At 63.3% G+C, this 18424-nt stretch carries 16 protein-coding genes; 2 read left to right on the forward strand and 14 right to left on the reverse strand.

Features of this window, described 5'->3' with window-relative positions:
• Positions 1–35: 35 nt before the first annotated feature.
• From IRZ56_RS00785 to IRZ56_RS00800, 4 genes are read right to left on the reverse strand one after another with little or no spacing between them, the layout of a single operon-like run.
• Positions 36–329: a DUF202 domain-containing protein gene (locus tag IRZ56_RS00785; protein WP_328310339.1), complete on the reverse strand. Its 294-nt coding sequence runs from the start codon at positions 327–329 to the stop codon at positions 36–38.
• The gene (locus IRZ56_RS00790) at positions 322–708 is read right to left on the reverse strand and encodes a YidH family protein (RefSeq protein ID WP_196143157.1); all 387 of its coding nucleotides are present in this window, start codon (positions 706–708) and stop codon (positions 322–324) included. The genes IRZ56_RS00785 and IRZ56_RS00790 overlap by 8 nt, the downstream gene beginning before the upstream one ends.
• Positions 708–2030 (reverse strand): DUF1329 domain-containing protein, encoded by a 1323-nt coding sequence (locus IRZ56_RS00795; RefSeq protein WP_419183242.1) that lies wholly within the window; start codon positions 2028–2030, stop codon positions 708–710. The genes IRZ56_RS00790 and IRZ56_RS00795 overlap by 1 nt, the downstream gene beginning before the upstream one ends.
• A gap of 10 nt (positions 2031–2040) precedes the next feature.
• The gene (locus tag IRZ56_RS00800) at positions 2041–3813 is read right to left on the reverse strand and encodes a DUF1302 domain-containing protein (protein ID WP_230390295.1); all 1773 of its coding nucleotides are present in this window, start codon (positions 3811–3813) and stop codon (positions 2041–2043) included.
• Positions 3814–4139: 326 nt separating this feature from the next.
• Here IRZ56_RS00800 and IRZ56_RS00805 point away from each other — a divergent pair, with 326 nt between their 5' ends.
• The gene (locus tag IRZ56_RS00805) at positions 4140–5096 is read left to right on the forward strand and encodes a LysR family transcriptional regulator (RefSeq protein WP_196143159.1); all 957 of its coding nucleotides are present in this window, start codon (positions 4140–4142) and stop codon (positions 5094–5096) included.
• A 34-nt stretch (positions 5097–5130) separates the two neighbouring features.
• On the opposite strand, the gene IRZ56_RS00810 is transcribed toward IRZ56_RS00805, so the two are convergent.
• The 10 genes from IRZ56_RS00810 to IRZ56_RS00855 all read right to left on the reverse strand — a co-directional run bounded on the left by IRZ56_RS00810 (position 5131) and on the right by IRZ56_RS00855 (position 16272).
• A complete protein-coding gene (locus IRZ56_RS00810) occupies positions 5131–6399 on the reverse strand; it encodes an MFS transporter (protein ID WP_196143363.1) in 1269 nt (422 codons plus the stop codon).
• Positions 6400–6502: 103 nt separating this feature from the next.
• Positions 6503–7666: an acyl-CoA dehydrogenase family protein gene (locus IRZ56_RS00815; RefSeq protein ID WP_196143160.1), complete on the reverse strand. Its 1164-nt coding sequence runs from the start codon at positions 7664–7666 to the stop codon at positions 6503–6505.
• Between the two features lie 15 nt (positions 7667–7681).
• Positions 7682–9229 carry an AMP-binding protein gene (locus tag IRZ56_RS00820; RefSeq protein ID WP_196143161.1) on the reverse strand — a complete coding sequence of 516 codons (1548 nt, stop codon included), beginning with the start codon at positions 9227–9229 and terminating at the stop codon, positions 7682–7684.
• 172 nt (positions 9230–9401) lie between these two features.
• Entirely contained in the window at positions 9402–9962 is a 561-nt protein-coding gene (locus tag IRZ56_RS00825; protein ID WP_196143162.1) for a nucleotidyltransferase family protein, read from the reverse strand.
• Positions 9959–10930, reverse strand: coding sequence for an XdhC family protein (locus tag IRZ56_RS00830; protein WP_196143163.1), 972 nt, complete (start codon positions 10928–10930; stop codon positions 9959–9961). Before IRZ56_RS00830 ends, IRZ56_RS00825 begins: the two co-directional genes overlap by 4 nt.
• A 3-nt stretch (positions 10931–10933) precedes the next feature.
• Positions 10934–12145 carry a cytochrome c gene (locus IRZ56_RS00835; protein ID WP_196143164.1) on the reverse strand — a complete coding sequence of 404 codons (1212 nt, stop codon included), beginning with the start codon at positions 12143–12145 and terminating at the stop codon, positions 10934–10936.
• A 2-nt stretch (positions 12146–12147) separates the two neighbouring features.
• On the reverse strand, positions 12148–12687 hold the full coding sequence (locus tag IRZ56_RS00840; protein WP_084858839.1) for a (2Fe-2S)-binding protein: 540 nt from the start codon (positions 12685–12687) through the stop codon (positions 12148–12150).
• On the reverse strand, positions 12680–15511 hold the full coding sequence (locus IRZ56_RS00845) for a xanthine dehydrogenase family protein molybdopterin-binding subunit (protein ID WP_196143165.1): 2832 nt from the start codon (positions 15509–15511) through the stop codon (positions 12680–12682). Before IRZ56_RS00845 ends, IRZ56_RS00840 begins: the two co-directional genes overlap by 8 nt.
• Positions 15512–15728: 217 nt before the next feature.
• Positions 15729–16028, reverse strand: a complete 300-nt coding sequence (locus tag IRZ56_RS00850) for a hypothetical protein (protein WP_196143166.1) — start codon at positions 16026–16028, stop codon at positions 15729–15731.
• 55 nt (positions 16029–16083) lie between these two features.
• Entirely contained in the window at positions 16084–16272 is a 189-nt protein-coding gene (locus tag IRZ56_RS00855; protein ID WP_196143167.1) for a hypothetical protein, read from the reverse strand.
• A 76-nt stretch (positions 16273–16348) separates the two neighbouring features.
• On the opposite strand from IRZ56_RS00855, the gene IRZ56_RS00860 reads away from it, so the two are divergent.
• Positions 16349–18322: a BCCT family transporter gene (locus tag IRZ56_RS00860; RefSeq protein ID WP_196143168.1), complete on the forward strand. Its 1974-nt coding sequence runs from the start codon at positions 16349–16351 to the stop codon at positions 18320–18322.
• Positions 18323–18424: the final 102 nt, after the last annotated feature.

Genomic DNA, 18424 nt, shown 5'->3' on the forward strand with positions numbered 1-18424 from the left:
GGCAGGCTGGCAGCCGACACGCTGCCAGCCCCTGTTCAAACGCCGCTCGCAAGCCCCCACAGCGCCGCCATCGCCAGCACGCAAACCGTCCCGCCGAGCCCCAGGATCATCCCTGGCACAGCGTGCGCGCATTCGCTCTCGAGCATCTGCAGCCCTTGCCGATACCGGCGCCCTTGCCTCCCTAGCAGCACCAGCACGGCCACCAGGGCCAGGCTCGCCAGCAGCGGTGCCTCGGCACGCCAGGCCAGGCAAACGATGATCGTCAACGCCAACGCGGTGCGTCGCCAGGCCAGCTCGGTTCGCTCGGCCTGCAAACCCGGGTCAGTCACCCCAGCACCACCAGAACATGCTGCCAGCCAACACGGCGGCCAATGCACTACCCATGGCCAATACCGGTACCAGCGCGGGCAAAGGTAGCGGCCGGCGCTGGCGCAGCGCCCGTTCCACCTGGAGCCAGCGCAGGCATGCACCGGCGCTCAGCAACAGGCTGAGCACCACCAGGCTCATCGCCATGGCTATTCTCAGACGGGGTTCGAAAGCCTGTGCGCCAAAGGCTTCGATGGCGACCCCACCCCCGAGCAAGGCCAACGCCGTGCGAATCCAGGCCAGGAAAGTGCGCTCGTTCGCCAGGGTGAAGCGGGGGTCGGGCGCTTCGCCACCGCCAAGCAAGATTTGCAACCCCATCGGACGCGGTTCATGGGAGGCCATCAGCGCACACCAAAGCTGCGCAAGGCACCAGGGGAAAAGAAAGACACACTGGTACGCAGGTTGAAGACGAAGGGTTGACGCTGCTCGTTGGTCAGCCCTGAGACATGGTAGCGACCACTTTTCAGGTCGTAGGTCACCTCCATGGCATTGACCACGGCCTCGCCAACGGGATGATAGAAGCTGTGGGCCTGGGACGTGCGCCAGAGCGTTCCATTGCGGTCGTACAAATCCGCCTCCAGGATCGCCCACGTATCTTCGTCGATGTAATACCGCCGCTTGGCATAGACATGTTGAGCTCCAGGCTTGAGGGTCGCCTCGACGACCCACACCCTGTGCAACTCGTAACGGGTGGGTTGCGGATTGACATGGCCAGGCTGGATCAGCTCACGGTAGCGCAGGCTCGGCGAGGCCAGGCGATAACTGTTGTACGGCACATGCAGTGCCTTCTTGCCCACCAGCGTCCAGTCGTAGCGGTCCGGCGCGCCGTTGAACATGTCGCGGCTGTCTGCCGTACGCAGGCCTGCCGTGCCTGGGCCGGTGGTGTCATAGGCCAGTGCCGGGGCCCGCCTCACCCGTCGCTGACTGGCGCTGTAGACCCAGGACAGGCGTGGCTCGGCCACTTGGTCGAGTGTCTCATGCACCACCATCGCGTCACCGGCGAGCCGGGACGGAGCGGTCATGCGATAGGTAAAGTAATAAAGGATGTTGTCCGCAGCCTTGCCCTGCAGGCTCTCGGGGCGGGCGAAATCCTGGCGGGCGCTCATCAGTACGAAGCGCCCGTTCTTCTGCGGTGTGACACTGTCGCAGACCAAGCTGTAGCTGGCGTTGCGGCTGCGGGTCAAATGGTTCCAGATCACCTCCAGACCGTTGCTGGGCTGGGGGAAGGCGATCACCCCACTGAACCCTTGCAACCCGTTACCGTCGTCTCTCAAGCGCACCCGCCCGGCATTGTGCGCGGCGGAAACGGCGACCTCACGAGGTACCGCGACACTGCGGTGGGTGGGATACACCGGTAGATCGAGGCTGTCGGGAAAGCGCTTGAGCAAGGCGATCTGGCCGGCAGACAGCTGGTCCTGGTACTGCAGGTAGTTATGCGCCGTGATCCGGTAGAGGGGTTGTTCGTCGGCATAAGGATCCAGCGGCGTGCCGTTGCTTCCCAAGCGTTGCTGGGAGCTCGCCAGTCCGCCTTGCCAGGCGGGAATACGCCCGTCGGCGCTGGCGCCACGCTCGGCACCTACGGGGGTCAATTCTTCGGGCAGTTGGCCGGCCGCCTGCGCGCCCATCACCACCAGCATGCCAAGCACTACCATGCATGTTCTCATCGCTACCTCCTCAGAAGGTGATGCCCAGGCCGATCGAGACAAAGTCGCGATCGCCACGGGTGCCATAGTCGCCATCGATATAGTCGGTGTACGCCAGGCTCAGGCTATAGGTACTGGCCAACGTGGCATCCAGGCCGATGCTGATCGCCTTGGAGCCTTCACTGAATGCAGAACCTTCCACCGGCCCTGTGCCATGCACGTCATGGGACCAGGAGAGGTTCGGGCGCAGGTCGAAGCCTGCGATCAGGTTTGGATAGACCCAGGTCGCCCGCAGCCGATAGCCCCAGGAAAACGGCGTGAGAAAGCCTTCGTCATTACAGTGCTGCGGCGTCTTGGAGATGGCCTGGCAAACGCTGTTATCGGCCAGCTCGCCGCTATTGAACGTGCCGGATCGGCCGTAGCGCGGCCCATAGCGGCCTTCCAGCCCACCGACATAGGTCGCACCCGCTTCGCCCACCAGGAACAGCTGACTGGCCCCCATCACCTGGTTGAAAGAATGCACCGCGCTGACTTGCAACTGGGTCATTTCCTTGCGCCGATAGCCATCGAATGCAGCGCCTGCCTGGTCGGGTCGCAGCCCGTCGCCGACGAGAGGCGAACGCGCATCGACATTGAGCAGCGACTGGATGATGTCGGTGCCGTTCAGTTGCATCGGCATGTTCGGCCGATAGCTCAGTTCGCCTTGCAGTGCCGTGCCACTGCGCAGAGTGGTGGCGAACGACAGGCCATAGAGGCGGATATCCTCCGGATACTGCACCATGTACTGGGCCGTACCCAGCCGTAGCGCCCCCGCTAGCGATTGCCCTGACGAAGAATTCAGGAACGCACCACAACCGGCCGGCCCGATGCCCAGGTTGCCGCACAATTGCGACGCGAAGCCGGTATTGTTGAAATACGGGCTGCTAATGGTCCCCATGTACGGCGTTCGACTGTGGTAGTTGGCCGCATAGACGCCGAATTCGGTATCCAGCGCGCTCACGTACCAGCGCAGGGAGACGCCCCACTGGCCCGTATTGCGTGCATCCTGGTCACTGGCCCGGCGAATGCGGACGCCCTCTTCGGTCAGGTTGACCCCAAACGGCGTCAGCCCGGCCACGGCAGCAGCATTACCGAGCAACTTCGCCCCGACATCCAGGCCATCGCAGCCATCGGGCAAAAAGTCGTTATTGGAAAAATAGGTCCCACAGTTGTCCAGCTGGGTCTGTTCCCAATCCAACTGGTAGAACGCATCGAACGACAGCGCCTCGGTCAGGTTCTGGGTAACGTAGAACAGGTTCACCGGCACCAGCGCATCCTTCACTTCCGAACCAGGTCGACGCAAGGCCGAGAGGTTGAAAGGATTGATCACGTTGAGGCCACCTTGGATGAAGGTACTTTCTCCCCAGTTCACCACCTGCTTGCCCAAGCGTACCGAGCCGGGTTGCCCCTGGATGTCATAGAGGTAGTAACCGAAGGCATCGAGCAACTGCGCGCCCGCGGTCTTGGCCGAACGCTTGCGATTATTGTCCTCGACGTTCTTGAAGCGTTGGTCGTGGTCACGCAGGGCCGTGTCGTACCAATAGGTTCCGCGCAGGAAAACACCGACGTTATCGTGCTTGAGCTCCAGATCATGAGTCCCTTTGAGCGGCGCCGAAAACACATCGCCCGAGCCGAAGTTCAAACGGCCATCGTCACTGTTGGCACTGGTATGCAGATCAGGATCGGGGTTTGACGTGGACAGGCTCACACCAAACGACAGCGAGGAATCGAACTGTCCCTCGACGTCCCCCCATTGGAATTGCATGGCATGGGATACGCAAAAAGGGAAACAACAAGACACTACAAATACAGACGGCCGGCAAAGACCGCGAATAAAGGGTGCCATCACTCCTGACCTCTTATTGTGTTTATTAGAGAGTGAGATGTTTTGCAGGCACGGGACTCGAACGGGAGCTTGAAACACCCAGAAGGCTCGCCCCAGAGCAGGTCACGCAGATAAACATCGGTTCAATGGGTTGGCCAGATATCCTCCGGATGCGGTATTAATGGATACTAAGTACGCTACCTGGGCACCACAAATAGCGTGTTCGGATAGTTGCCATATCACTTCGGCATAGCCAGAGAATGCCCATGACCTTGAAACAGCTGCGTTATCTCATTGCCATTGTCGAGGCTGGCAGTTTCTCCAATGCCGCACGTCGCGCGTTCATCGCTCAACCCGCCCTGAGCCGGCAGATCGGCTTGCTGGAGAACGAGCTGGAGATGCAATTGCTGGCGCGCCAGCACGACGGCATAGCGCTGACCGATGCCGGGCGCCAGTTGTACGAAGTCGCCCGGTCGGTGATCCAGAAGCTCGATTCGGTCAAAGACGAGCTCAAGTCCAGCCGGGGCAACCCCATGGGCCATGTGGCGATCTCCATTCCCGCCACCGCGTCGGCGTTGTTGCTGCCAGCGATCATTACCCATGGGCAGTCGAAATTTCCCGGCATCAAGCTGACGGTCTGGGATGGGCTCAGCCGCGAAGGTGGCCAGGCGATCGAGCTGGGCAAAGTGGATTTCGGTGTCGTGCCCAATGCCGAGGAACTCGACCATGTGATTGCCGAGCCGGTGTTTACCGAAGACCTTTACTGGGTAGGTACACCCGGGCATTGCGGCGACGCTTCGCCGATCACCCTGGCCGAGGCCGCGGCAACGCAACTGGTGATGCCACCCCGTGCCCTGCACCTGCGTCGACGGGTCGAGCAAGCAGCGATGGAGGCCGGTGTCGTCCTGGACTCCAGTTATGAGCAGCAGTCCGCGCCAGGGATCAGCAGCCTGGTACGCGCGGGCCTGGCGGCGACCATCAGCAACTGGCCTCCGTTGGTGGAGCTGCTGGAGCCTACCTGCGCCCGTTTGATCGTGGAGCCACGCATCACCCGGACCATCTCACTGGCGCACTCGCAACACAAACCTCTGTCGTTTGCGGCTGCATGCATGCGTGACCTGGTCAGGGGCTTGCTGATCGAAGCCGTACGCAACGATCAGTGGAAAGGCAGCTTGATCGAACGCCAGGCCGAATACGAATCAGGCCTGGCGGTAGAGCCCTGACTGCCATGCAGTGGGCACTGCTGGCGCCTCGCGCTCAGGTATAGGGCTGGTCGGCCCGTACCTGGATGCCTGGCTCTTTGCGATGCAACCGTCGTAGGGTCTTTTGCGGGTCCATCCAGAACAGCCCGACCAGACCCGCAATCACCAGAACCGCGCCACATACCAGAAACCCTTGCGCGTATCCTGCCGGGTGTTCGGCACCGGCCCCCTGCACCAGCAAGCCTGTCATCACCGGCGCGGCCATGCCGGCCAGCGAAGCGATGCCGTTGCCGATCGCCAACACCCCGCCACGTTGGGTACCTGGCGTGAATTCGGCAAGCATCGCAGGCCCCACCGAATACATCACCAGTGCCAAACCACCGCTCAAGGTCAGGCTGATGATCCGTACGGTGGTGGACAGTCCTGGCAGGAACAATGCCGCCGCCAACAACCCACTGACGATCAGGCAAACCGAAACGAATGCGCCACGCGACCAACGCGACACCAACCCGCCACGCAGCAAGCGCTGCGACAGCCAGGCCATGAACAGGCTCAACGGCGTCGTCACCACCACGAACAGTACGAACATCTTACCGGTCATGATCGCGTCGATGCCCAGCCCAATCTCCAGGTAGCTCGGCACCCAAGTCAGGGTCAGCGCCAGCGACCAGTTGGCCGCGAAATGGCACAGGTAATTGCTTAGCACGGTGCGATCGCTGAGTAACCGCCCATATGGCACATGCTCATCGTCCACCTTCAGCTGGCCGGGGCGAATGCGGTCCAGTGTGCCCTCTCGCCCCAGCCATAACCACAACAGGCACCACACCGCACCGATCACCGCCAGGACGATGAAGTTCATGCGCCAACCATAATGCAGGCTGATCCAGGGAATCATCGCGCCGGCCACCAACAGCCCCAGGGCACTGCCGGTATGCAGGAGGGCGACCGGCAAGTTGCGCCGGTCATTGGCGAACCATTTGTACAAGGCATGGGTGGCCACCGGCGATGCCGGCCCTTCGCCGATGCCCAGCAATACCCGGCAGGCGACAATGGCCCAGAGCGAGCTGACGAACAGCATCGGCAATTGAATCAATGCCCAGAACACCCCCATGCCCAGCAGCAGGGTGCGCGTAGGGCGACGGTTGGCCATGAAACCGCCGATGACGGCAGAAACGGCGAATAGCCAGTGCAGGGCCCCTGCCACCAGGCCGAACTCGGTAGGTGTCAGACCCAGCTCCTTGGACATGGGCACTGCCACCAGGCCGATCACCACCTTGTCGAGGAAATTCACCAGCATCAGAAAAGCCAGCAATATCGCAATCATCCAGGCCGTGCCCGGGCGCGCGGAGGTATCAGTCATGATCGTCTCTCTTATTGTTCTGATCGAGATGTCCGGCCAGGTATGACCGGACCTACAAGGGGGCACGCTAGTCAGGCATCAGTATTCCCTTGGCGATGGTATTGCGCTGGATCTCGCTGGTGCCGGTCAGGATACGCATCATACGCGTCGCACGGAAAATCCATTCCACCGGATGGCCACGCAACAGACCGGCGCCCCCATGGATCTGAACGGCGCGATCAGCGATGCGGAATGCCGCTTCGGAAACGAACAGCTTGCACATCGAGGCCTGGGTGCGGATATCGCCACCTGCGTCATTCAGCGCCGCCGTGGCATAGACCATGCTGCGCGCTGCATGCAGCTCAGTGGCCATGTCGGCGATCATGTGACTGATCGACTGGAACATGGCGATCGGCTGGCCGAACTGTTTGCGCGTGCGGGCGTAGTCGACCGACAAGTTCAGCGCCAGCCCGGCCAACCCCAACAGCGTTGGACAATGCAGCAGGCGGTTGAGGGTAATCCGCCCCATCGCCAGCTTGAACCCTTGCCCCTCTTCGCCGATGCGGCTGGCCACCGGTACGCGGACGTCATCCAGCAAGATATCGCCATGCGCACCGCCGCCGGACATCACCGCATAATCGCTTTCGACCCGCACCCCTGGCGCCTTGAGATCGACGAAGAAAGCAGAAATTCCCTGGGTGCCACGGCCCGGCCCGGTGACGGCCAGCAGCACGGCGACATCGGCATAAGGTGCGCCGGAGATGTATCGCTTGCTGCCGGTGAGCAGGTAATGGTCCCCGTCACGGTGCGCGACGGTCTTGATCGCCGAAGCATCGGAGCCCGCCTCGCTCTCGGTCAGCGCGAAGCATACGGCTTTTTCGGCGCGACACACCGGTTGCAGGAAGGACTCGACCTGCCAGGGGCTCGCCACTTTGAACAGGTGGCCGATGCGCGGCGGGCCGGACAATTCGCCGAGCACATGGGGTGCCAGCATCGAGCCGGTCAGCACCGTGGCCTCTTTGACCGCACACAGCTCGGATGCACTGAGCCCGGCACCGCCCAGCGCTTCAGGCAGCATGATGTTGTAGAAACCCTGTTCGCAGGAACGTTGCCAGACCTGCCTGAGCACCCCATAGGGGTGCGGTTCGGCCCAGCTCAACCCCTCACGTTGTTCCAGGGGTATGATCTCGTCACGGATGAAACCACCGATAGCCTCGATGATTTGGCTAGCCTTTTCGCTTGGCTGATACATGATGTGCTCCTCGAGTCAGATGCGGCGTTCGCTGTGTTGCCAGTACGCATCGCGGACCAGGCGGCGCACCACCTTGCCGTTGGGGTTCTTGGGCAGTTCGCTGACGAAGTCCACGGCACGAGGTTTCTTGAACCCGGCCAGGGTCTGTGCGCAGTGGTCGATGATGTCGCGCTCGCTGAGCACCATGCCAGGCTTGAGCACCACGACCGCCCGCACCGCTTCGCCCCACTGTTCGTCCGGCACGCCGACCACGGCGGCTTCGAATACCTGCGGCAAGCCGTACAGCACCTGCTCGACTTCGGTCGGGTAGATGTTGAAGCCACCGGAAATGATCATCTCCTTCTTGCGGTCGACGATGAACACGTAGCCCTGCTCATCGACCGTGGCCAGGTCGCCGCTGAGGTAATAGCCGTCGCGCATCACTTCGGCAGTGAGCTGCGGAGCACGCCAGTAGCCCTGCATGATGTCCGGGCCTTTGACGACGATTTCGCCGATCTCGCCTGGTTGCACGTCCTGGAAATCCTCATTGACGACCCGCAGGTCCGTCTCGAAATAGCAGCGGCCGCATGACGCCAGGCGACGAAAGTCACCGTCCTCGCACAAATGGTCCTGTTCAGTCAGCACCGTGACCAAGGAGCAGGTTTCGCCTGCGCCGTACCCCTGCGCCAGGATCGGCCCGAATACTTCGATGGCGCGCTTGACCAGCGCCGGGGCCATCGGTGCGGCCCCGTACATCACCAGCCGCAGGCTGCTCAGGTCGAAACGTTCGACCCCAGGGAAGTTCACCAGCCGATTGATCATCGCCGGCACAAGGAACAGCCGGGTGACACGCTCGCGCTGGATGGTTTCCAGCAACAGCTGGTCGTCATAGCGCTCCAGAAGCAGGTTGCAGGCGCCCACCGCCAGCAACGGCATGAGCTGCATACCGCTGGCATGGGTAATGGGGCCGACGTGGGCCATCACATCGCCGGGCGCTGCGCGACGGGTGGGGCTGGCAATACTCTTGCGGATCAGCGCCTTGCGGTTGCCGACACTGAGCATCGCTGCCTTGAGCACGCCCGAACTTCCCGAGGTGTAGTGCAGCACGGCCAATGCGTCATCGTCAGGGTCACAGGCAATGGGCTCGGCGCTACCCTGACGCAGCAGTGCCGGGTAAGCGACGTCACCGCCCTGCTCGCCCAACGCGACGATCAGGCGCAACGCCGGCACCGCCGCGCGTCGCTCGATGAGGGCCTGGGCGAAGGACGGTTCGGCGATCAGCGCGACACTGCACGAGTCGTTGAGAATCTGGATGACTTCGTCCAAGGACAGACGCGCGTTGACCGGCACCTTTACCATGCCGGTCTTGTAGAAAGCGATCTCCGCCTCCACCAGTTCGACCCGGTTGGCGGCAAGGATAGCGACGTGTTCGCCAGGGTTGATGCCCTGGGCCAGCAGCGCAGAGGCCAGTTGGTTGGTGCGCTGTTCGAGCTGGGCGAAGGTCAGGCGGGTGTCGCGATCGATCACGGCCAACCGCTCTGGCCAGTACCTTGCACTTCGACTGGTTATTTTTCCGAGGTTCACGTTGTTGTTCTCGTCGACAGTAAAGACCGAGTCGATGCTAAACAGCGTGGACGTGGAGCGAGTAATACCAGTTGTTGATGCGAGCTATAGCGGTTTTAGCTGGATGGTTGCACACGATGATGCCGGGCAAGCGTGGCTCATGCTTGCCTGAGACGCAGAGCACCTCGCCCCTCTACAAAGCGTTTGGCGTATCCACGTCGCGCAGCACACCCTCATCGTCCACCGCCACGGCGACACAATGAGCTGGGTTCGCCCGGACCACGCGACGAGCCCCTTCATCACCCACCAGCTTCATCAGCGCTGGCCAGAATACGCGACCGAACACCACTGGATGCCCCTGCCGCCCTGCATGCTGAGGCAATACGATGTTCGACGCCGAGGCCGCCTCGGCCAACCGACGCAGGGTCGCACAGCTGATCCATGGCATGTCCCCCAGCACGACCGCGACCGCCTGTGCAGAGCTGTCGCCCAAAGAGGCAACGCCTGCCGCCAGGCTGTGGCCCATGCCCAACGCAGCATCGGAGCTGTGCACCACCGAGCAGCCTTGCGGCAGGCCCAGGTCCTGAGCGCACTCGCCATCACGCAGCACCACCCGCACTTCGTCGAACACCGCCAGGGCGTGCTCGACGCTTTGCCCCAGCACGCTCGTCCCTTCTGCCAGGGCGGCACGACGCTTGTCACTGCCAAAGCGCGCGCTGCACCCAGCCGCCAGGACCAGCGCAACGACCGTCACAGCGCCTCGCGGGCGATGCCGCTACGGGTACGCAGGATATCGGCGAGCACCGCCAAGGCGATTTCCGCTGGTGTCTTGCTGCCCAAGTTCAGCCCGATGGGCGCATGGATGCGGGCCAGCTGCCCCGCGTCCAGGCCACCGATGCGTTGGAGACGCTCACGGCGTTTGTCCGAAGTGGTGCGCGAGCCCATCACACCGATATAGAACGCCTCGGTGCGCACCGCCTCGAGCATCGCCAGGTCATCGATCTTCGGGTCATGGGTCAACGCCACCACCGCCGTATCGCCATGGCAGCCGCCATTGGCGATGAACACCGAAGGCAGCTCGCGGCGGACCTCGATGCCATCGAGTACCACGCCTTCGAGCACCTCGTCGCGGGGGTCGCAGAGGATGACCTCGAACCCCAGCCCCTTGCCGAACTCGGCGCAGAAATGCGCGACGCTGGAATACCCCGCCAGCAGCAGGCGCTGGGCCGCGCCCACCCGCAGGCGAACGGTGTCGGTGTCGTAGACCACCCTGGGGCCTTGGCTGTGATCGTCGTCGAGCCGGCGCTGGCCATTGCGCAGGTCCACGTGGCGAAGCAGCCGGCGCTGACCAAGCAGCGCCGACTCCAGCTCACGCAAATGCGCCTGTACCTGGCAATCGGCAGGCAGGTTCTCCACCAGCACATCCAGTACACCACCGCAGGGCAGGCGGATGTTCGAACGTGTGTCGCTGCCATCGCCGTAGCGCACCACGGTGGCAGGCTCTGCGAACTCGCCTTCGGCGACCCGTGCGAGGAAATCTTCCTCGACACAACCACCGGACAGCGAACCTACCCACTGCCCGCGATCGTTGACCGCCAGCAGCGAGCCCGGCGCACGGGGCGCCGAGCCGTAGGTGAAGAGCACGCTGCACAACCAAACACGCTGGCCGGCGCCAGACCATTGCAAGGCCTGGCGCACCACTTGCAGGTCAAGATGCTGCACGGCTCACTCCGCGCTCAGGTGCGCAAGCTGCTGCGCACTGAGGTCGCCCGGCAAGCCACCCCAGGCTTCGCGCAGGTAGTTGACCAGGTCGGCGACCTGCTGGTCGTCGAGCTTGTCGGCAAAGCCCGGCATCGGCTGCATGCGCTCGAAGCCGGTGAACTGCTGCTCACGGATGCCTTCGAGAATCACCTTGGCCAGGTTGCGCGAGTCGGCCTGGCGCAGCACGGTATTGCCTTGCATGGCCACCGCGATGTGCGGCTTGCCCTCGCCTTCGACGCCATGGCACCCGGCGCAGACGTTGAGGTACTGCTGGCGGCCACGCAGGGCGCTTTCGCCAAGCTTGTCCACCGGTACGGCCTGCACCACTTTGGCCGCAGGCGGCTGGTCGCCCAGCAGGTAGGTGGCCATCGCGGCCAGGTCGGCATCCTCCAGGTGCTGGGTGCTGTGGTGCACCACCGGGAACATCTCGTTGAACATGCTGCCCTGGGCACTGATGCCGTGCTTGAGGAAGGTGGTCAGGTCCGGCTGGGTCCAGCCACGCTCGGCCAGGTCCTGGGCCAGCAGGCTGGGCGCCAGGTAGCCGCCGAGCAGGCCGCCGGTCAGGCGCTTGTCCTGCTCCAGGGCGCCGATGCTGTTACGCGGGGTATGGCACTCGCCACAGTGGCCGAGCACTTCCACCATGTACTGGCCGCGCTGCCAGGCCTCGCTCTTGCCCTCGGTGGGCTGCAGCTGGACGCTCTTGCCATACAGCATGTTCCACCCGGTAAGGCCCATGCGCACGTTGAACGGGAAGCTCAGGCTGGTTTCAGGTGCCGGCCGGTTGATCGGCGGCACCGTCATCAGGTAGGCATGGATCGCATCGGCGTCTTCACGCTTGAGCAAGTGGTAAGAGGTATAGGGCATGGCCGGGTACAGGTTGGCGCCGTCCTTGCGCTTGCCCTCGGTGAGGGCAGCGAAGAACTCGTCGCTGTTGTAGTCACCGATGCCGTACTGCTTGTCCGAGGTGATATTGGTGCCGTAGATGGTGCCGAACGGCGAATGGATCGGCAGGCCACCGGCGAACGGCGCCCCACCTTCGGCGGTGTGGCAGGCCATGCAGTCGGCCGCCCGAGCCAGGTACTCGCCGCGCTTGACCAGGGCTTCGTCAGCCGCCTGGGCACCGAGCGACAGAACCGCGCCCACGGCCAGGGCGAGGCCGGAAAGAGCTCGCAGCATGCTCAACCCTCCTTGACCAGGCCGAGGTCGCTGAGCACCTCGCGGGTGGCGTCGTAGTAACGCACGTACCCGGTGCAGCGGCAGATGTGATGGCCGAGGCTGGCTTCGATGGCGCCTTCCAGCTCGCTTTTCTTCAACGGCTGGCGCTGGGCCTTCTCCACCAGCACGGTGGCGGCGTTGACGAAGCCTGGTGCGCAATAGCTGCACTGGAAAGCGAAGCGGTCGACGAACTTCTGCTGGATCGGGTTCAGTTCGCTGAGGTTGCCGGCCTCGTCATGCTTGGCATGGCCTTCGATGGTGCGCACTTTCTTGCCTTCGAAGTAGTGCGCGCCGGTGATGCAGGTGCGCACTTCCTCGCTGGTGCCGTCGGGGTTGTCGACGATGACCACGCAGGCGTGGCAGATGCCCTGGCCGCAGCCCAGGCGCGAGCCGGTGAGGTTTTGGTATTCGTGCAGGTAGTCGATCATCGCCAGGTCCTCGGGGACCTCGGCCGGACCGACGGGTTGACCGTTGAGGGTCATCTGGAGCGGACGGTTAGCCATTGAGGGCCTCCTTGACGCGGGCTGGAGTGATGGGCAGGTCGCGAACACGCTTGCCGATGGCATGGGCCACGGCGTTGCCGATGGCACCGACCACCGGGATCATCACCACTTCGGCGATACCCTTGGAAGGGTCGGTGGGCGACAGCGGTGGCAGGATTTCGCTGGTCTGCTTCCAGACTGCCACGTCCTTGGCCATCGGCAGGCGATAGCGGTTGAAGTTCCAGTTCCCCTCGCCCGGGCCGCCCTCGTACAGCGGCATCTCTTCGGTCAGGGCATGGCCGATGCCCATGGCGATACCACCTTCGAGCTGGCCCTTGACCAGTTCCGGCACCAGCACCCGGCCGCACTCCACCCAGCTGTGGTGGTTGAGCACCTGGACCTCGCCACTGCCTTTGTTCACCATCACTTCCACCAGCGTGGCCACCGGGCTGTAGTAGGTCACCATGGCATTGTTCAGCTGGGTGGCCGGATAGGCCGCGTTCTGTCGGTCCAACAGGTGGTAGCTGGCGCTGTTCATCTGCGCCTTCTTCGCGTTCGGGGCACCGTCGCCGTACTTGACCGCCAACGCATCGAGCGGCAGGCGCTCGCGTACACCGTCGATGACGAAGTCGGCTTCAGCCCAGCTCCAACGGTTGAACGCATGCACGCTGACGCCGGTGACCAGGCCCATTTCATGGGCCTTCTTCGCCAGCTCCGCGAACGGGATGGGCGACAGGCCGTTGCCGGTAAGCTCGCCGTTGACCCATACCGCGTTCTCGCGGCGTACCACCAGCGGGTTGGCCTGGCCGCCAAACGGGCCCTGGCGCCAGAGCGAAAGCGCCGCTGGCCACAGGCCGTGGTTGAACAGCACACGCGCCGCTTCACGGGTGGCATGGCTGAAGTAGAAAGCCGAGTTGGTGGCCGATGACGGCGAGGCCAGCTTGCCGACCCAGCGCGGGTCACGCAGCGCGGCGTCCTGCTCGGCCTGGCTCATCAGGTAGGGGTTGCCGCTGGTGGCCAATTTCAGTTCCGGCCATTCGGTTTCTGCGGTGGTCACCTCGTCGGCCGGGCGCCCCAGGAAATCGCTGACCACGAACGCCTGGGAGGTCGACATGCCGGTGCCCAGCTCGGTGCCGATGTGGCGCAGGCTGATACGGCCATCAGCGGTGAACTCGATGCTGGCCATGGGTGCTTCGGCACCGGTGCCGAAGTCTTTCTGGCAGATGGCGAAGCCGACGCCGTACCAGTTGTGCGGGTCCTTGGCTTCCATCGCTTTCTTGTGCGCGTCGCGGTTCTTCCACACCTCGTGGGCGCTGGCCTTGTCGAGGATCTCGTGCAGGCGCAAGGCACCGGCGGGCACGGCGCCCTGGGTGTTCTTCATGCCCGACTTGAGCGCGTTCTTGCGACGCAGCTCGATGGCGTCGACGCCGAGGCGGTTGGCGACTTCATCGACCATCATCTCGGTGGCGGCCATGCTCTGCAGGGTCCCATAGCCACGCATGGAGCCGGCTTCGACACCCCGTGAGTGGTAGACGGTCACCGCCAGGTCGCTCTGCGGCATGTAGTAGATCGACTGCGCGGCGGTGGCCCCCACTGCAGCCACCGACGGGCTGTAGTTGATGCGCCCGCCCCCGTCGACGCTCATGTCGGCGCGGAAGATCTTGAAGCTCATGTCGTTCTTGTCGACGGCCAGCTGGTAGCGGATGTCGAACGGGTGGCGCTTGATGCCGCTCTGGAACTGCTCGTAGCGGTCGTTGGCCAGGCGGATCGGCACACCGGCCCCATACAACGCAGCGACGGCGGCATAGAACACGAAGATGTTGTTGTCCTTGGAGCCGTAGCCGACGGTGTAGCCGGGGTGCATGTTCAGATTGTTCAGCGCGAAGCGCGACGGCTTGATCATGTGCACACATTCCTGCGCCACTTCGAACGGGCACTGGGTAGCCACGACGAAATGCAGGGTGCCGGTGGCCGGGTCGTACCAGCCGTTGCCGTTGTCCGGCTCCAGCGCTGCGGGCTCGATCGACGGGGTCTTGTAGCGCTCGTCGAACAGCAGCCAATCCTGCGGCGGCTGCTTGAACTGCTCATCCATGCGCTGGGCGTAGAACATCCCCTGCTCGGTCAGGGTGCCGTGCTGCTTGGGCTCGGCGGTCCACACCGGTTTGCGCGCAAGGATGGTGGGGAACAGCATGGAATTCTTCAGGCTCGAGAAGGTGTCCTCATCGAACGGCGTCTGGCCGCCGACCCGCACGAAGCGGAAGCTGCCATAGGGGTCACGCTGGTACAGCGGCGCCTGGGCGCCATAGCGGATCGCCTTGTCATTGAACTGCAGCTTGAGCTTGGCCTGGCGGAAACGTTCGAAATCGTGCCAGATCAGGATCGCCACGGGGTGGCCGATGAACATTGGCACCTTGCCAGGCGGCAGCAGAGGATCCGGCGAATGGGCCTCGGGCCAGGCAATTCCGTCCTTTTCCAGGTCGGCAGCGGTGACGACACGGTCCGGCTGCAGGTCGGCGCCCAGCCACGCCAGGTCGTAGCCTGCATAGATGCGGTCGGCCTTGGTGGTCTTGAGCAACAGGGCGTGGCCCTGCTGCTGGGGCCAGCCGGGCATGTCCTTGGCGCGGATGTCGCGGGCGAACACTTTGTTGCCGCACACCTTGGACAACGCATCGTTACGAAAGCGCGCCTTGCCATCATGGCTCATCCACTTCTGCGGCGAAGTGGTGACACTGTTTTCCATCAGGGCGGCGAACGCCGGGCTGCCGAGCGGCGCGAGAGTCACCCCCACGCCAGCGATCACGCCGCCTTGCAGGAAGGCGCGCCGGGAAATATCACGGTTGGTCATGCTTCATCCTCTGGGCAGAGCGAGCCTGCCCATGACGTATTCTGGTACTTGATAGCTCGGAGGGCGGAATCATTGACGTTCCGAAAGCAGGTCGGAGTGGGGACCACAAAAACTGACCTTGGCGTCAAGTTTAACGCACTCACCGCGCGCCTGGCAAAGTCAAGCGGGCAACTTGTCGCGCCTTCGCCATTGCGCCGAGGCGCGGTGCGGCTACCGGCTAGCGCTTGCACCGCGCCAATACCACTTGGCAGGTGTTGGGCGTACCGCCGGATCGGCCAGCGTAGCGGATGCAATTGTTGAGAGATTTCTGCCGGGCGATGCCCAGGCTCGCGCCCCAGGCCAGGCCGCCCTCGCCCGCCGTCGGCAGCGCCTTGGCGAAGCAGTTCGAGCCTTGGGTGGCGGCGGCGTAACGCATGGTGCTCGCTTTTCGGGTGCAGCCGGCGGTGGCGGCCAGGCTGATGACGAGCAAGGCACATAGGCCCCAGGAGGCGACTTCAGAAGGTGTCTTGGCCCACATGCTGCTACTCCAGCGTTCAGAAACAGGGCAAGGCCGGTGCGCCCGGATAAGGCATTCAAGCAGCTTCGAACGCAAGCGAAGCCCGTTTGAAGTAAAGCAGGCACAGCAATACCTGCAACGCCAAGATGGCCCATGCAGGGGCATTTTCGGACCCTGCCCTGGGGGAAGACATTTGAGAATTTTCGTCACGAACGGTACGGTTGTTGGTTCCTTCGAGCTCGCCAGCCTCGGCAACGGCGTTCATTCAAGGTGCTAACCTTGGAAAATGCTTGCGTGCCTAGCTGCGCTTGCAATGTTTAAAAAAGGAGAAAACTGCCGCAATGACTGCAGCCGCAAAACCCAGGAGTACCCTCAACCCCCCCGTCTTCTACAGCAGCGCCATCCTTATCTTTCTGCTCGTTCTGTACGCCACGGCATTCCAGGAGCATGCCCAAACACTGTTCGAACAGGTCCAGGCCTGGATCGTCACCAATGCCAGCTGGTTCTATATCCTCACCGTGGCGCTGGTATTGATCAGCGTGGTGTTCCTCGCCGTCAGCCGCTTCGGCGACATTAAGCTGGGCCCCGACCACAGCGAACCGGACTACCGCAAGAGCACCTGGTTCGCCATGCTTTTCTCCGCCGGCATGGGCATCGGCCTGATGTTCTTCGGCGTAGCCGAACCGGTCATGCATTTCACCAACCCTCCGGTAGGCGATCCCGGTACCGTAGCCGCCGCGCGCGAAGCCATGAAGATCACCTTCTTCCACTGGGGCCTTCACGCCTGGGCGATCTATGCCATCGTCGCCCTGATCCTGGCTTACTTCAGCTTTCGCAACGGCCTGCCCCTGACCTTGCGCTCGGCTCTCTACCCGTTGATCGGCGAGCGGATTCACGGGCCGATCGGCCACGCCGTGGATGTATTCGCCATTCTCGGCACCGTGTTCGGTGTGGCGACCTCGCTGGGCTACGGTGTGCTGCAGATCAACAGCGGCTTGCACCATGTGTTCGGCCTGCCGGTGAACTCGACGGTCCAGGTGATCCTGATCACCGTCACCTGCGCCCTGGCCACGCTGTCGGTGGCCAGCGGGCTGGATAAGGGCATTCGCATCCTTTCCGAGCTCAACCTGGGCCTGGCCGTGGTGCTGATGCTGTTCGTGCTGCTGCTCGGGCCAACCGTGTTCCTGCTGCAAACCTACATCCAGAACACCGGCGCCTACCTCTCGGACATCGTCAACAAGACGTTCAACCTCTACGCCTACGAGCCCACCGACTGGATCGGCGGCTGGACCTTGCTCTATTGGGGCTGGTGGTTGTCCTGGTCGCCCTTCGTCGGCCTGTTCATCGCGCGCATCTCCCGAGGCCGAACCATCCGTGAGTTCGTCTGTGGCGTGTTGTTCGTACCGGCAGGTTTCACCCTGCTGTGGATGACCGTGTTCGGCGACTCGGCGATCCACATGATCCTCAACGACGGCGTGAAGGAGCTGACGACGGTGGTCGGCCAGGACAGCTCCCTGGCGCTGTTCGTGTTTCTCGAACACTTCCCGTTTTCCAGCATCGTTTCGCTGGTCGCCGTGCTGATGGTCGTGGTGTTCTTCGTCACCTCGGCCGACTCCGGGGCGCTGGTCGTGGACATGCTGGCCTCTTCCGGGCAGGGCCATTCGCCGCTGTGGCAACGCATCTTCTGGTCGGTGAGCATTGGTGCGGTCGCCATCGCGCTGCTGCTGGCCAACGGGCTCAAGGCGTTGCAGACCGCGACCATCGCCAGTGCACTGCCCTTCGCGGTCATCCTGCTCACCGCGATCTGGGGCTTGTTCAAGGCCTTGAACCTGGATGCGACACGCCGCGGCCTGCGCAACCAGGCGCTACCGGCACCTCGGCACACCCGTCAACCCCATGGGGGTTGGCAACGACGCCTGCGCAATATCGCCATGATGCCGCGCCGGGCTCATGTCACACGCTTCATCGCCGAGGTGGTCAAGCCCGCCTGCGAAGAAGTGGCCGTCGAGCTGCGCAAGCAAGGCTACGAAGTCACGGTGAACGAACGTGACGACGGACGTGTGACCCTGGAACTCTCCCATGCCGGCGAAGGGCGGTTCCTGTATGAAGTACGCCCGCGTGCCTTCAATACACCCAGCTTCGTCATGCGTGACACCGAGGACGCGACCGATGCGCGCAAGTACTTCCGCGCCGAAGTGCACCTGCGCGAAGGCGGCCAGGACTACGACATCATGGGCTGGGGGCGTGACGATGTGATCGGCGATATCCTCGATCAGTACGAGCGCCACCTGCATTACTTGCACGTGGTCAGGTGACATTCGCCTTGCTGGGCCACCCAGCGCGGTTCCCGCTCCGGGCGCCTCGCCGGGCGGTTCGCACGGGACTATGCCGGGCGCTGGCGCCAGGAAACGGTATAA

This window comes from Pseudomonas guariconensis (genome assembly GCF_015680235.1).
Taxonomy (GTDB): domain Bacteria; phylum Pseudomonadota; class Gammaproteobacteria; order Pseudomonadales; family Pseudomonadaceae; genus Aquipseudomonas; species Aquipseudomonas guariconensis_A.

Coding starts and splice junctions, on each gene's coding strand:
- IRZ56_RS00850 (WP_196143166.1), bottom strand. CDS start 16,028: ATGTGGGCCAAGACACCTTCTGAAGTCGCCTCCTGGGGCCTATGTGCC.
- IRZ56_RS00855 (WP_196143167.1), bottom strand. CDS start 16,272: ATGAACGCCGTTGCCGAGGCTGGCGAGCTCGAAGGAACCAACAACCGT.
- IRZ56_RS00860 (WP_196143168.1), top strand. CDS start 16,349: ATGACTGCAGCCGCAAAACCCAGGAGTACCCTCAACCCCCCCGTCTTC.
- IRZ56_RS00790 (WP_196143157.1), bottom strand. CDS start 708: ATGGCCTCCCATGAACCGCGTCCGATGGGGTTGCAAATCTTGCTTGGC.
- IRZ56_RS00815 (WP_196143160.1), bottom strand. CDS start 7,666: ATGTATCAGCCAAGCGAAAAGGCTAGCCAAATCATCGAGGCTATCGGT.
- IRZ56_RS00845 (WP_196143165.1), bottom strand. CDS start 15,511: ATGACCAACCGTGATATTTCCCGGCGCGCCTTCCTGCAAGGCGGCGTG.
- IRZ56_RS00795 (WP_419183242.1), bottom strand. CDS start 2,030: ATGAGAACATGCATGGTAGTGCTTGGCATGCTGGTGGTGATGGGCGCG.
- IRZ56_RS00800 (WP_230390295.1), bottom strand. CDS start 3,813: ATGCAATTCCAATGGGGGGACGTCGAGGGACAGTTCGATTCCTCGCTG.
- IRZ56_RS00805 (WP_196143159.1), top strand. CDS start 4,140: ATGACCTTGAAACAGCTGCGTTATCTCATTGCCATTGTCGAGGCTGGC.
- IRZ56_RS00840 (WP_084858839.1), bottom strand. CDS start 12,687: ATGGCTAACCGTCCGCTCCAGATGACCCTCAACGGTCAACCCGTCGGT.
- IRZ56_RS00835 (WP_196143164.1), bottom strand. CDS start 12,145: ATGCTGCGAGCTCTTTCCGGCCTCGCCCTGGCCGTGGGCGCGGTTCTG.
- IRZ56_RS00810 (WP_196143363.1), bottom strand. CDS start 6,399: ATGATTGCGATATTGCTGGCTTTTCTGATGCTGGTGAATTTCCTCGAC.